Origin of the sequence: Ancylobacter sp. WKF20 (genome assembly GCF_029760895.1) — a bacterium.
Classification (GTDB): Bacteria; Pseudomonadota; Alphaproteobacteria; order Rhizobiales; family Xanthobacteraceae; genus Ancylobacter.
Window position 1 is genome coordinate 4,057,777 of record NZ_CP121679.1, and the last position, 12,653, is coordinate 4,070,429.

The 12,653-nt window shown below is 69.2% G+C and carries 13 protein-coding genes; 3 read left to right on the forward strand and 10 right to left on the reverse strand.

The annotated features are described in order from the left end of the window. Position 1: 1 nt before the first annotated feature. Positions 2–1,276, reverse strand: coding sequence for a glycosyltransferase (locus AncyloWKF20_RS18810; protein WP_279315477.1), 1,275 nt, complete (start codon positions 1,274–1,276; stop codon positions 2–4). 332 nt (positions 1,277–1,608) lie between these two features. Here AncyloWKF20_RS18810 and AncyloWKF20_RS18815 point away from each other — a divergent pair, with 332 nt between their 5' ends. Further along, a complete protein-coding gene (locus AncyloWKF20_RS18815) occupies positions 1,609–2,454 on the forward strand; it encodes a fumarylacetoacetate hydrolase family protein (protein WP_279315478.1) in 846 nt (281 codons plus the stop codon). 8 nt (positions 2,455–2,462) lie between these two features. Here AncyloWKF20_RS18815 and AncyloWKF20_RS18820 read toward each other — a convergent pair whose 3' ends face one another. The 4 genes from AncyloWKF20_RS18820 to AncyloWKF20_RS18835 all read right to left on the reverse strand — a co-directional run bounded on the left by AncyloWKF20_RS18820 (position 2,463) and on the right by AncyloWKF20_RS18835 (position 4,918). After that, positions 2,463–2,921, reverse strand: a complete 459-nt coding sequence (locus AncyloWKF20_RS18820; protein ID WP_279315479.1) for a DoxX family protein — start codon at positions 2,919–2,921, stop codon at positions 2,463–2,465. Then, positions 2,914–3,684 (reverse strand): DNA-binding domain-containing protein, encoded by a 771-nt coding sequence (locus AncyloWKF20_RS18825; RefSeq protein WP_279315480.1) that lies wholly within the window; start codon positions 3,682–3,684, stop codon positions 2,914–2,916. The genes AncyloWKF20_RS18820 and AncyloWKF20_RS18825 overlap by 8 nt, the downstream gene beginning before the upstream one ends. A gap of 7 nt (positions 3,685–3,691) precedes the next feature. Then, a complete protein-coding gene (locus AncyloWKF20_RS18830) occupies positions 3,692–4,543 on the reverse strand; it encodes a DUF692 domain-containing protein (protein ID WP_279315481.1) in 852 nt (283 codons plus the stop codon). A 93-nt stretch (positions 4,544–4,636) separates the two neighbouring features. Then, positions 4,637–4,918 (reverse strand): DUF2282 domain-containing protein, encoded by a 282-nt coding sequence (locus AncyloWKF20_RS18835; protein ID WP_279315482.1) that lies wholly within the window; start codon positions 4,916–4,918, stop codon positions 4,637–4,639. A gap of 208 nt (positions 4,919–5,126) precedes the next feature. Here AncyloWKF20_RS18835 and AncyloWKF20_RS18840 point away from each other — a divergent pair, with 208 nt between their 5' ends. Both AncyloWKF20_RS18840 and AncyloWKF20_RS18845 read left to right on the forward strand, forming a co-directional pair. Further along, positions 5,127–5,684 (forward strand): sigma-70 family RNA polymerase sigma factor, encoded by a 558-nt coding sequence (locus AncyloWKF20_RS18840; protein WP_279315483.1) that lies wholly within the window; start codon positions 5,127–5,129, stop codon positions 5,682–5,684. Further along, entirely contained in the window at positions 5,681–6,316 is a 636-nt protein-coding gene (locus AncyloWKF20_RS18845; RefSeq protein ID WP_279315484.1) for a DUF1109 domain-containing protein, read from the forward strand. Before AncyloWKF20_RS18840 ends, AncyloWKF20_RS18845 begins: the two co-directional genes overlap by 4 nt. 53 nt (positions 6,317–6,369) lie before the next feature. Here the strand turns inward: AncyloWKF20_RS18845 and AncyloWKF20_RS18850 are convergent, their stop codons facing one another. From AncyloWKF20_RS18850 to AncyloWKF20_RS18870, 5 genes are all read right to left on the reverse strand, one after another. After that, a complete protein-coding gene (locus tag AncyloWKF20_RS18850; protein WP_279318027.1) occupies positions 6,370–7,206 on the reverse strand; it encodes an alpha/beta hydrolase in 837 nt (278 codons plus the stop codon). Positions 7,207–7,518: 312 nt separating this feature from the next. Beyond that, positions 7,519–8,343 carry an AraC family transcriptional regulator gene (locus AncyloWKF20_RS18855; protein WP_279315485.1) on the reverse strand — a complete coding sequence of 275 codons (825 nt, stop codon included), beginning with the start codon at positions 8,341–8,343 and terminating at the stop codon, positions 7,519–7,521. Between the two features lie 145 nt (positions 8,344–8,488). Further along, entirely contained in the window at positions 8,489–10,123 is a 1,635-nt protein-coding gene (locus AncyloWKF20_RS18860) for an MFS transporter (RefSeq protein ID WP_279315486.1), read from the reverse strand. After that, positions 10,120–11,268 (reverse strand): HlyD family secretion protein, encoded by a 1,149-nt coding sequence (locus AncyloWKF20_RS18865; RefSeq protein ID WP_279315487.1) that lies wholly within the window; start codon positions 11,266–11,268, stop codon positions 10,120–10,122. The genes AncyloWKF20_RS18860 and AncyloWKF20_RS18865 overlap by 4 nt, the downstream gene beginning before the upstream one ends. 131 nt (positions 11,269–11,399) lie before the next feature. Beyond that, entirely contained in the window at positions 11,400–12,587 is a 1,188-nt protein-coding gene (locus tag AncyloWKF20_RS18870; RefSeq protein ID WP_279318028.1) for an MFS transporter, read from the reverse strand. Between the last annotated feature and the right edge of the window lie 66 nt (positions 12,588–12,653).

Below are 12,653 nucleotides of genomic sequence, written 5' to 3' on the forward strand. Positions count from 1 at the left end.
GTCAGCCCCCGACGCCGAGCGACGCGGCACGCTGCGCCTGCGCCCCCAGATGCGGGCCGAGATGGTCGGCGATGCGGGTGAGGCCGTCCAGCACGCCGGGCATATTGGCCTGCGAGGGGGCGGGCTGGCCGCGCAGGGCGGTGAGCGCCTGCGCCATCACCAGCGGGTCGCGCTCGGCCTCGCCGGCTTCCACCGGATCGACCAGCATGCGCACGAGGCCGAGCTTTTCGGCGCGCGTGGCGCGGATGAGCTGTTCTTGGCGCGGGCGCGAGCGCGGCACCAGCAGCGCCGGCTTGTCGAAGGAGAGGATCTCGCAAAACGTGTTGTAGCCGCCCATGGCGACCACGGCGGTGGCCCGGCTCATCAGCCGCTCGATCTTGGGATCGAAGGTGATGGCGTCGACCTTGGGCAGCCGCTCGATGCGCTCCATGAACTGCCCGCGCTGCTTGTTCGACAGGAAGGGGCCGAAGGTGATGACGGCGGGCAGCGGAATGTCCGGCGCCGCCTCATAGGCGGAGATCACCCAGTCGATCAGGCCGGCGCCGTCGGCACCGCCACCGGTGGTGACGAGGATGAAGGGGCCCTTGGTGGCGCGCGGGTAGCGCATCGCGGCGGCCCCGCCCGGCACGGAGCGGCGCAGATAGCCGGTATAGACGATGCGCGAATGCAAATCGGCCGGCATGGGGATGCCCTCGAGCGGGCGGTAGAACTCCTCGGCGCCATAGACCAGCACGTCGTCGTAATAATCGGTCATGGCGCGGATGGCGCCCTTGTCGTGCCACTCGGCGCGAATGACGTCCGGGCTGTCCAGCACGTCGCGAATGCCGATGATGCGGCGCGTGCCCATGCTGCCCATCAGCTTCAGGCTCGGCAGCAGCTCGCCGCGAAAGCCGGCGGGCTCCTTGTCGGCGATGAAGATGTCCGGCCGGAAGGATTCCGCCGTCTGGCGGATCAGCGCCTCGCGGATGGCGGTGACCTCGGCGACGTCGAGCCGGAGATTGGCGCTGGCGTAGCTGCCATTCTCGCTCTTGGCGACGCCCGGCACATGCACGAAGTCGATGCCCGGCGCGAAATTGAAGCTGCCGGCGAGCGAGGAGCCGGAGATGATGAGCACCGAGAGGTCACCATGGGCCGCGACCAGCGCATTGGCGATGGCGCGCGAGCGGCGGATGTGCCCCAGCCCATAGGTGTCGTGGCTGTACATCAGGATGCGCGGCGTCCCGCGGCCCGGCCGGGAGAGCTCAGGCTGGGGAGCGGGGACGGGTGCGCGTTCCATCAAGATACCCAATAGAGGATCGTCGCGGCTGCCCGGCCTGCACCCAGCGAGACGGCGACAATCCATTCCGAGATTAAGAATGATCGTAAGACGAGGGGCGTGCCGCTGTCGAGACTATCGGGAAACCGCGCCTTGCATAACTGCTAAACATTTTATCAGCGTGTCCGCGCGGCACTGCACAGCGGCGTCAGCGAAGCCGCACGGCAGTACGATAACCGCCCGCCGCGCGGGTGCATGCCGACGTTTCGACTTCGCACGGCGACGGTTGCTTTTCCCCGCGCGGGCGGCGATCGATGTGTGCAGACAGGATCACACAGCAAGGAGACAGCCGGATGAAGCTCGTTCGCTACGGTGAGGTCGGCCGGGAAAAGCCGGGCCTGGTGGATGGCGCCGGCGTGCTGCGCGATCTCTCCGACTACATTGCCGACATCACCGGCGAGGCGCTGCTGCCGGAGAGCCTCGCCCGCCTTGCCGCGCTCGATCCGGCCGAATTGCCGGCGGTGGAGGGCTCCCCGCGCCTTGGGGCGCCGGTGGGCGGCATCGGCAAGTTCGTCTGCGTCGGCCTCAATTATTCCGACCATGCCGAGGAGGCCGGCATGCCCATCCCCACCGAGCCGGTGCTGTTCATGAAGCCGACGAGCTGCATCGTCGGGCCGAATGACGATGTGGAAATCCCGCGCGGCTCGGAAAAGACCGACTGGGAGGTCGAGCTCGGCATCATCATCGGCAAGCCCGCAAAATATGTGGCGGTCGAGGACGCCTATGCCCATGTCGCCGGCTACTGCATCGTCAATGACGTCTCCGAGCGCGCCTTCCAGCTGGAGCGCGGCGGGCAGTGGGACAAGGGCAAGGGCTGTGACACTTTCGGACCTATCGGCCCATGGCTGGTCACGACCGACGAGATCCCCGACCCGCACGTGCTCGATATGTGGCTGGAGGTGGACGGCAGGCGCTTCCAGAGCGGCTCGACGCGCACGATGATCTTCAGCGTGCCGTTCATCGTCTCCTATATCAGCCAGTTCATGAGCCTCCAGCCGGGCGACATCATCACCACCGGCACGCCGCCGGGTGTCGGGCTCGGCCACAAGCCGCCGGTCTATCTCAAGGCCGGACAGACCATGCACCTGTTCATTGCCGGCCTTGGCGAGCAGCGCCAGCGGGCGGTGCCGGCGCGCTGAACGCTCGCTCACGCGGCGGCCGGCCTCAGGCCGAGCCGCGGGGCGAGGAGATGGTCGAGCGAAAACCGGCCCGGCCCATAAGCGAGGATGATGAGCAGGCAGGCGGCCCAGGTGCCGTGGGTCGGCCAGGCGCCGGGATAGACGAGGAGCTGGATCACCAGCGTCATGCCGAGCAGCGCCAGGGCTGAGAGCCGGCTGGCGAGGCCGAGTACCAGCAGCACCGGGAACAGGTGCTCGGCCAGCGCCGCGAGATGCGCGGCGATGACGGGGCTGACGAGGGGGAGCTGGTACTCGGTCTCGAACAGGAAGACCGCGCTGTCGGTCACCATGAAGCCGTCCACCTTGGTCTGGCCGGACTGCCAGAACACGCCGGCGATGGAGAGCCGGGCGATGAGCGCGATGAGATCATCAGGGATTCGCCCGGCGAGGGCGCGGCCGGTCAGGAGCAGGCGGGCAATCTCAGTCATGGGACGCTCCGGTGAAAGCCCCGCTGGCGAGGGTGAGCGCGAGCGTGGCGGACAGATCAAAAGCGGCGGTGGCCTGCGCTCCCAGCGCGACAGCGTCCGAGAGCGTGAGGCCCTCAGTCAGCGCGGCGATGAAGGCGCTAGCGCCTGCCGGCAGGCGGTGGATCTCGACGGTGAGATGGGGGCGGGTGACGAGCGCGTCCTCGCCCTGCCAATGCTCGATCGGGGCGGGCGTGATCTCCCCGGCATTCATCGCCCAGATCGTCACCACCGGATGGTGGGAGCGCAGAAGGGCGAGTGCGGGGTGCGGGGTGAAGCGCAGCCCCGCCACCTGCTCCGGCGCCAGCCCGGCAAGCATCGCCGGATCGAGCGGGGCGGCGTCGGCGGCGTGGTAAGCGCGGCTACGGGCCTCTTCCAGCCGGGCGACATCCGGCAGATAGGGCAGGCTCTCCGCCGGCTCGAAACCGTTGAGAAAATCCGCGAACTCACCGCCATAGGTCATCATCAGCGGCGAGCGCGGGGGATGGGCGCCGACATAGAGCCGGGCGAGGGCGGCGAAGAAATCGTCGCCGACAATGGCTTTCACCGCCGGATAGCGGGCGCCGAGCGCCTCCATCAGGCTGACGGTGACATTGTTGCGGTAGACCGCGAAGCGCCGCGCAGGCGTGCCGCCATGCCACGCGGCCAGGCCGTCGGGCACTGGCTGCGCCGGGTCGGCGAGGGCGGCGGCAAAGGCGGTCTGCGTCGCGGCGGGGTCGAGGTTCATGGCCGCCTCACGCCGCCTGCCGCCGGGTTCGCGCGAGCAGGGCGTCTGCCGCTTCCGCTTCGGCCCGCAGTACCGGCCAGTCCGGCACGTCATTGTCCCATTCGATGAGGGTGGCGATGGGGCCGGTGCGGGCGATCACCTCGGCATAGAGCGCCCAGACCTCGTCCGTCACCGGTGTATCATGGCTGTCGATCAAGAGCGGCGCGCCATGGTCGTCCACCGTCGCGGCATGGCCGCTGAGATGGATCTCGCGCACCTCGGCCAGTGGAAAGCGCGCGAGATAAGCGCGCGGGTCGAGATGATGGTTGGTGGCGGCGACAAGCACATTGTTCACGTCGAGCAGCAGCCCGCAGCCGGTGCGCCGCGCGAGCTGAGCGAGGAAATCGGTCTCCTCGATGGTGCTGGCGGCGAAGCTCACATAGGTCGCCGGGTTCTCCAGCAGCATGGGGCGGCCGAGCGTTTCCTGCACGAGGTCGATGTGATCGGCGACGCGTTCCAGAGTCTCGCGCGTATAGGGCAGAGGCAGCAGGTCGTTGAGGAACACGCTGTCATGGCTCGACCAGGCGAGATGCTCGGAAAAGCTCTCGGGCTCGTAGCGGGCGCACAGCGTGCGCAGCCGGCTAAGATGATCCCGGTCCAACGGCTGCATCGAGCCGATGGAGAGGCCCACGCCGTGGATCGACAGGGCGTAATCGGCCCTGAGGCGTGTGAGCTGGGCGTGGGGCGGGCCGCCCGCGCCCATGTAATTCTCCGCATGAACCTCGAAGAAGCCGAGTGGCTGGCGCTCGGCAGTGATGGCGGCGAAGTGCTCCGGCTTGAAGCCGACGCCGGGACGCGGGGGAAGGATGCTCGGGATCATGGCGGTTCGCTCGCGTGAGTGGGACGCGGCGCGGCATTGTCGCCACTGGACAAGGCCGCGCCGCCGGGTGTGCGGGCTGAGCGGGGCGCGACCTCAGGTCGGGGCCGGGCCGGCCGTCAGCGAACCCATGCCGTTCGGGGTCTTCATGGTCGTGCAGGTGCCGGCGGGAACCAGCTTCCAGGCGTTCTTCTGGTAGTCGACCTTGGAGGTGCCGGCGCAGGTGGTGCCGGGGCCGGCGGCGCAGTCATTCTGCCCCTTCAGGGCGACGCCGAAGCACTTTTCCTTGTCGGCGGCATGGGCGGCGGGCGCGGCAAGGGTGGCGATGGCGGTGGCGAGCGAACCCGCCAGCGCCAGGGTGGCGACGCTGTTCTTCATGGGATGATCTCCGTTGGGATCGGCCATGGCGGGCCGACACCACAGCTACGCGGGCCCCCCATCCGTCGTTACACTGGCACCGCGAATCTTTTTTCAGCGCGTGGGATCGGGCGCCCTGCCGGCTCCTGCCGGGAGCCCGCGGCCTCGGCTCCACATAAAGTTCATGGGCCTGTAACAATGTGCCGCCCGCCCGCGTAATGGGGATGACGTGACGCAAGCGAGCCGGGAAGCGGAGTGGGCCGAATGGATGCGCCGGGCAAACGCCGGTGACAGCCACGCCTATCGCTGTTTCCTCGCAGCGGTGACGCCGCATCTGCGCGCCATTGCCCGCCGCCGCTGCCGGGCGTTCGGCGCCTCGGAGAGTGACGTCGAGGATGTCGTGCAGGAGGTGCTGCTGGCGGTGCACCTCAAGCGCGGGACGTGGGATCCCGCGCGCCCGATCGGGCCGTGGCTCTCGACCATCGTGCGCAACAAGCTGATCGACAGCCTGCGGCGGCGCGGCCGGGAGGCGACGACGCCGATCGATGACGTCATGGAGATATTGGAAGCCGAGCCGGCCGCCGATCCCGGCGACCGGATCGACGTGGAACAGCTGCTGGAGCAGCTCAAGGATCCGCAGCGCGACATCGTGCGCTCCATCTCGCTCAAGGGCGAGGGGGTGCGCGAGACGGCGGCGCGGTTGCAGATGAGCGAGGGCGCCGTGCGCGTGGCGCTGCACCGCGCCTTGAAGACGCTGGCGCGGCTTTACCGGAGTGAGGAAGCGTGAAAACCGACGAGCTGATCAGCCTGCTGGCGCAGGATGCCCCGGTGAGGGGACGCCTCGGCGCGGTCCTCGCGCTCGCCCTCGCAGGCGGGGCGGCGGCGGCGCTGGCGCTTCTGGGAGGGACGATCGGGCTACGGCCGGACCTTGCCAGTGCGCTGGAGACCAGCCGTGTCCTGTTCAAGATCAGCTTCACGCTGCTGCTCGCGGTTCTCGCGGGCTGGGTATTGTTCCGTGTCGGGCGGCCGGGCCTGAAGCTGCGCCCGCGCCTGCGGCTTCTGTTTCTGCCGCTCGGCCTGCTGCTTCTGGCCGTGTCGGCCGAGCTCGTGGCGTTACCCCGCGCGCGCTGGATGGAGGGCTTGGAAGGGCTGCACGCCAGTTTCTGCCTTGTCTTCATCCCGCTCGTATCGGTCGCGCCTCTGGTCGCGATCCTCTGGGCGCTGCGGGCCTCCGCGCCGTCCGATCCCGGCTTTGCCGGCGCGGCGGCCGGGCTGGCGGCGGGTGCCATCGGTGCGGCGGTCTATGCGCTGCATTGCCCGGATGACAGCCCGCTTTTCGTCGCCACTTGGTACAGCCTCGCCATCCTGATCGTCAGCGCCGCCGGCTATGTGGCCGGCCGTCGCCTGCTGCGCTGGTAGACGCAGAAAGGCCGGCCCCAGGGGCCGGCCTTTCGTCATCGCGGGGGCGGGGGTCAGCCCTTGATGAAGGCGAGGATGTCCGGGTTGACGACATCGGCATGGGTTGTGAGCATGCCGTGCGGGAAGCCCGGATAGATCTTGAGCGTCGGGTTCGGCAGCAGCTTCGCCTGCAGTTCGGCGGCCTCCTTGTAGGGCACGATCTGGTCGTCATCGCCCTGCAGCACGAGGGTCGGCACGGTCATCGCCTTGAGGTCGGCCGTCTGGTCGGTCTCGGAGAAGGCCTTGATGCCATCGTAATGCGCCTTGGCGGCGCCCATCATGCCCTGGCGCCACCAATTATTGATCACGCCCTGCGAGACCTTCGCGCCTTCGCGGTTGAAGCCGTAGAACGGCCCGGCGGCGACATCGAGGAAGAACTGCGCGCGGTTGGCGGCGAGCGCGGCGCGGAAGCCGTCGAACACCTCGATCGGCAGGCCACCCGGATAGGCCTCGGTCTTCAGCATGATCGGCGGCACGGCGGCGACCAGCACAGCCTTGGCGACGCGGCCCTGCGGAATGCCGTACTTCGCCACATAGCGCGCGACCTGCCCGCCGCCGGTGGAATGGCCGATATGGACGGCGTTCTTCAGGTCGAGATGCTCGACCACGGCCGAGACGTCGGCGGCGTAGTGGTCCATGTCATGACCGTCGCTGACCTGCGACGAGCGGCCATGGCCGCGGCGGTCGCTGGCGACCACGCGGTAGCCATTGGCCAGGAAGAACATCATCTGCGTGTCCCAGTCGTCCGCCGAGAGCGGCCAGCCGTGGTGGAAGACGATGGGCTGGGCGTTCTTCGGACCCCAGTCCTTGTAGAAGATTTCGACGCCGTCCTTGGTGGTGACGTAACCCATGGTCGTGGTCCTTTCAGCGGAAGAGGAAGAGGTGGACGCCGTGGTGGCGGCGAAGGCCGGCAGGCTCGGCAGGGCCGCAAGGGCGGCGGCGCTGGCACCGAGCGCGAGAACGTCGCGGCGGGAGGCGGCGGGCAGGGCAAGGTGCGGATCGGTCACGGTTCGGCTCCCGGTGCGGGTCTGTGGAAGAGGTCGCGGAACGGGCCGGGTGATGGGACGCCAAGGTAGGGCGCGGGCCGCGGCCGGCAATCCGGCGAAAGGTGCGGCGGCGGTACACCTGAGGATGAGGATACCATCCTCAGGTATGAGGCCGGTTCAGCCGCGGCCGCGATTGGCCGCGCGCCACTGATAGGGCGTATCGCCGACGAAACGGCGGAACACGGTGGTGAAGTGCGCCTGCGTCTGGAAGCCGACCGCCAGGGCGATCTCCACCAGCGGGTCGCGGGTCTCCACCAGCATCTGCTGGGCGCGCTCGATGCGCTGGCGCAGCAGATATTCATGCGGGCGCAGCCCGGTCAGCACACGGAATTGGGCGGCGAAATGCATCCGGCTGAGCCCGGCGGCGTTGGCCATGTCGGCCAGCGTGATGCTCGTGCCCAGATGCTCCTCGACATAGGCGGCCACCCGCTTGAAACGCCATTTCGGCAGGCCGGATTTCGGCCGGCGCGGTTCGCGGATGGGGGCCTCGGCGTCGACCTGCGGCTCGGGGGCGACGAAGAGGGGGGCGCCCGACAGGTCTTCGGCATCGCTGCCCGCGAGGCGGGCGACGATGGCTAGGCGCAGCGCATCGGCGTAGAGCCCGCCGAAGCCGCCGGCGGATGCGGCCGGATCGCTCCCGATCTCGTCCAGCGCGCGGGACAGACGGCGCACCACCGGGTCGCTGGCGCTTGCCAGTCCGGCGCGCTCGCCGTCGGTGAACAGGCCGAGATAGCGGTCGAAGGCGGCCGGCGGCACTTCGAGGCGGAGCCTGGCGTCATCCGCCGGCTCGCGCCGGGCGCCGGGCGTGGAGATCGCCACCACGACGCCCATATGGCCGAGCTCGACCGACAGGCGATCGCGGCCGGGACGCGCGGCTGCGTGGGACGGATAGGTGGCGAGAGGCAGCGGCGCGGGCGGCGGGGGCGCGACGTGGAGTGACATGGCGGGAACTCCTTGATCCTCATGCGGTGTGATCAGAGAGTATTTCCCGGGGCCAGAAGCTCCATTCTACGGTGGGTTCCGCCGCCTATATGATGAGTGTGACGTACAGATACCTTGGTATGAAAAAAGGTATTCAGTTACTTATTCAGCGCGGAGTCAGCGGCCCTTTGGGTGCCGCGCCCATGAAGGCGACGACCAGCAGGCCGGCCAGCGCCGCCCAATAACTGACGCGGAATCCGTCGATATAGGCGAGCACATTGGCCTCGCGCGCCACCAGTTGGGCGAGTGTGCCGATGCCGCGCGCGGTGGCGAGCTGGCTCGACCCGCCCGCGCCGCTGAAGCTGCCGGCGAGCCCCTGCACTGCCCCGTCCACCGTCCCGCTCGACGCCGAGACGTGGAGGCCGAGGAGATAGGAGTGCAGCTGCTCGCGCTGGCGCAGCAGCGTCGCCATCAGGCTCAGCCCCATCTCCGCCCCGCCGAGCCGGAGCACCTGCACATGGGCGGCGACCGAGGTGGAGAGCTTCGGGTCGGAATTGGCGAGGATGTAGACGACGGCGGCGAGGAAGGTGAAGGCCTGCCCGACGGACTGGATCAGCAGGATGGGCAGGAAGGTCCAGGGCGACCATTCATGGGTGATCGTCGTGCCCAGCTCGCCCGCCACCGCGAAGGCGGCGAAGCCGATGAGGAGGCTGAGGCGGGCGTCGAACCGCCTGATCGCCATTACCGCCACCGGCATGAGCAGGACCAGCGGCACCGCCGTGCCCAACACCAGCGGTCTGCCGATCTCCTCCGGCCGCAACCCGGCGACCGCCACGAGGAAGTTCGGCACCAGATAGCTGTTGGAGATGCTGGCGACGTCGAAGCAGAGGATGGCGAGGAAGGCCAGCAGCACGTTGCGGCTGGCGATCACCGTGTGGCTGGCCCAGGGATTGGCCACCAGCTGCTCATTGATGAAAAAGCCGATGACCAGCGCGGCGCCCGCCGCCAGCAGCGTCAGGATGAGGCCCGATTGCAGCCAGTCGAGCCGGTTACCCTGGTCGAGGGCGATATAGATCAGCGCCCAGCCGGTGCCGAGCAGCGCCATGCCGCCCCAGTCCGCCCGCTCCAGCAGGCCGATGTCGATGCGGGCCGGCGGCGTCCCCGCACGGATCAGCAGGCCGATGAGCGGGGCGAGGATCACGTCCTGCCAGTACACCCACTGCCAGCCGAGATGCTCGACATAGAACCCGACCAGGGCGACGCCCACGCTCTGCGAGAAGGCGAGGCGGAAGCAGTAGATGGCGATGGCCGGCACCCACCAGCTGATCGGCAGCCGGCGGAAGATGATCATGATGGTGGCGGGTATGAACACGCCGAGCAGCAGCCCGCGCAGCGCATGCAGCACGACCAGCATCTCGAAGCCCTGCGCCGACGGGATGATCAAGCAAAGCAGCGCATAGGCGAGGCTCGGCCAGAACAGCACGCGCCCGACGCCGAAGGTGGCGGCGAGCCAGGGCACAGCGGGCGCGATGAAGATTTGCGGCGCGGTGGCAACCGTGCTCAGCCAGGCGCCCTGGTCGAAGCTCAGCTCGAAGGCGCCGCGCAGATCCGGCAGGCCGATGGAAAAGAGCCGCGTGTCGAAGCCGACGATGAAGGAGCCGAGCAGCACCGCCGCCGCCGCCAGCACCGGCTGGATCAGCGGCTTGGCGTCAGGGGACAGCAAGGGGCCGCTGATGATCAGCCCGGTGCGGCCGGTGAGCCGCCCCCACAGCACGGTCAAGGGGCGAGCGGCGGCGCTCATGGCGCAGCCGGCGTGGCCGAGGCGACGTGCTCCTCGACATGGATGCGCGCCTCCACCGACATGCCGGCGCGCAGGCGCGCCACCAGCGGCTGGCCGGGATCGAAGGCGATGCGCACGGGGATGCGCTGCACCACCTTGGTGAAATTGCCCGTGGCATTGTCGGGCGGCAGCAGGGCGAAGACCGCGCCGCTGGCCGGGGAGACGCGCTCCACATGGCCGGCGAGGGTCTGGCCGGGGAAAGTGTCCACCGTCACGTCCACCCGCTGACCGGGCGCCACATGGGTCAGCTGGGTCTCCTTGAAGTTCGCGCGGACATAGACGTTGGGGATCGGCACGGCGGCGATCAGGTTGGTGCCGACGTTCACATAATCGCCCACCTGCACCAGCCGTGCGCTAACCGTGCCGTCGAACGGCGCGACCACCGTGGTGTAGCCGAGCTTGAGCTGGGCTGTCTGCAGGTTGGCCTTCGCGCCGTCGAGCGTTGCGTGCAGCGCGCCTTCCTCACCGATGAGCACGTCGAGCTGGCGCTTCTGCGCCTCGATAGCGGCTTCCGCCTCGCGGACATCGGCATTCGCCTTGGCGAGATTGGCGGTGGCCTGCTGGAGACGCTGCTGCGTGCCGGCGATGCCGCCATCGACGAGGGCCTGCTGGCGGTTGAACTCCTCCTCCATCTCGGTGGCGACGGCCTTGGCCGAGACGAACTGCGCCTGTGCCTGCACGATGAGGGCGCGCTGGAGTTCTTCCTGATTGGCGAGGTTGGCAAGCGCCGCCGCCGCGCCGTCGACGCTCGCCTGCGCGCCGGCAAGGCTCGCCTGATAGTCGGCGGGATCGATCTCGACGAGCGGCTGGCCGGCCTTCACCGTCTGGTAGTCGTCGACCAGAACCTTCAGCACATTGCCGGTGATGCGGGCGCTCAGCGTGGAGACGTCGGCCTCGACATAGGCGTCGTCCGTGGTTTGCGTCGGCCGATTGCTCGCCCATTGCGCCCAGTTGCCATTGGCGAAGGCCAGCAGCGCGCCGACGAGGAGAATGGCGAGCAGCGGGATGGCGAGCCGCTTCAGCCCGGCCCCCACGACATTCGCAGGCTCCGGCGCGGGCGGGCTGGGGGACGGTGTCTCGCGAAGGGTCGTGTCGGCGGCAGGCATGGCAGCAGGTCCGTTCACATGACGAGGGCCGGACCACCCGGCCCGGCCCTCGCATTATGACGACCTCGCCGGATGACCCTTCCGGGATGCCACTTCGCCGGCGCGCCGTGCGGGCGGAAAATCGCCCGGTCTCACCGGGCGTGGCGGACGACGACCTGCCAGAGCTGGATCGCCGCACCGATGGCGGCGAAGGCGAGGCCGGCGAGGCTGACCAGTTCCCAGCCGCCGCGCTGCCAGGCAAGCGTCGCCACTGCCGAGCCGATCGCGCCGCCGAGGAACATCGAGCCCATCAGCACGGTGTTGAGCCGGGCCCGCGCGGCCGGGCGCAGGGCGAAGACGATGTGCTGGTTGGAGACCAGCGCGCCCTGCAGGCCGAAATCGAGCAGCACGACGCCGACGATTAGTCCGGCGAGCGAGCCCCAGAGGCCGAACACGATCCACGACGCCAGCGTGATGACCGCACCGGCGACGACGGCATGCGTCGGGCCGTGCCGGTCGGCGAAACGGCCGGCGAGGGGGGCGGCGAGGACGCCGGCGGCGCCGATCAGGCCGAACAGGCCGGCGACATCCGCGCCGAGACCGAATTCCGGCTGCTCCAGACGGAAGGCGAGGATGGTCCAGAAGGCGGTGAAGGAAGCGAACAGGGCGGCCTGGGTCAAGGCGGCGAGGCGCAGCGCGGGGAATTCGACCCAGAGATGGCCGATGGAGCGCAGCAGGCGGCCGTAGCTCAGCGTTGAATCCGGCGCGCTGTGCGGCAGGATCATCGCCATGAGCCCGGCGGCGGCGAGCGCCAGCGGCACGGCCAGCCAGAACATGTCGCGCCAGCCTGCATGGGTGGCGACCAGCCCGGCCAGCGTGCGGCTGAGCAGGATGCCGGTGAGCAGCCCCGCCATCACCGTGCCGACGGTGGCACCCCGGCGTTCCGGCGCGGCCAGATGCGCGGCGAGCGGGACGATCTGCTGCGCCACCGTCGCGCCAACGCCGACGGCGAAGGAGGCGGCGAGGATGAGTCCGGCGCTCGGGGCCATGGCCACGAGGGCAAGGGCGAGGGCGATGAGGACGAACTGGCCGACGATGAGGCTGCGGCGTTCGATCAGGTCGCCGAGCGGCACGATGAGGAACAGGCCGGCGGCATAGCCGAGCTGCGTCGCCGTCGGGATCGCGGCGGTCAGCGCGCCCGGCAGGTCTTGCTCGATAACCGCGAGCATGGGCTGGTTGTAATAGATGTTGGCGACCGCGAGGCCGGCGGCGGCCGCCATGGCGAAGGTGGTGCCGGTGCCGAGGGTCGCCTCGCCAGCGGAGGCCGGGGTGGGCGCCATCTCGTGGGCGGTGTTCGGGGTGGACATGGGTTTCTCCTAGGCCGGGCGCCGGGGATGGGGAATCCC

Bases quoted from the DNA above. Each gene is read 5' to 3' on its own strand.
- AncyloWKF20_RS18810 (WP_279315477.1), bottom strand. From the start codon at position 1,276: ATGGAACGCGCACCCGTCCCCGCTCCCCAGCCTGAGCTCTCCCGGCCG.
- AncyloWKF20_RS18815 (WP_279315478.1), top strand. From the start codon at position 1,609: ATGAAGCTCGTTCGCTACGGTGAGGTCGGCCGGGAAAAGCCGGGCCTG.
- AncyloWKF20_RS18820 (WP_279315479.1), bottom strand. From the start codon at position 2,921: ATGACTGAGATTGCCCGCCTGCTCCTGACCGGCCGCGCCCTCGCCGGG.
- AncyloWKF20_RS18825 (WP_279315480.1), bottom strand. From the start codon at position 3,684: ATGAACCTCGACCCCGCCGCGACGCAGACCGCCTTTGCCGCCGCCCTC.
- AncyloWKF20_RS18830 (WP_279315481.1), bottom strand. From the start codon at position 4,543: ATGATCCCGAGCATCCTTCCCCCGCGTCCCGGCGTCGGCTTCAAGCCG.
- AncyloWKF20_RS18835 (WP_279315482.1), bottom strand. From the start codon at position 4,918: ATGAAGAACAGCGTCGCCACCCTGGCGCTGGCGGGTTCGCTCGCCACC.
- AncyloWKF20_RS18850 (WP_279318027.1), bottom strand. From the start codon at position 7,206: ATGGGTTACGTCACCACCAAGGACGGCGTCGAAATCTTCTACAAGGAC.
- AncyloWKF20_RS18855 (WP_279315485.1), bottom strand. From the start codon at position 8,343: ATGTCACTCCACGTCGCGCCCCCGCCGCCCGCGCCGCTGCCTCTCGCC.
- AncyloWKF20_RS18860 (WP_279315486.1), bottom strand. From the start codon at position 10,123: ATGAGCGCCGCCGCTCGCCCCTTGACCGTGCTGTGGGGGCGGCTCACC.
- AncyloWKF20_RS18865 (WP_279315487.1), bottom strand. From the start codon at position 11,268: ATGCCTGCCGCCGACACGACCCTTCGCGAGACACCGTCCCCCAGCCCG.
- AncyloWKF20_RS18870 (WP_279318028.1), bottom strand. From the start codon at position 12,587: ATGGCGCCCACCCCGGCCTCCGCTGGCGAGGCGACCCTCGGCACCGGC.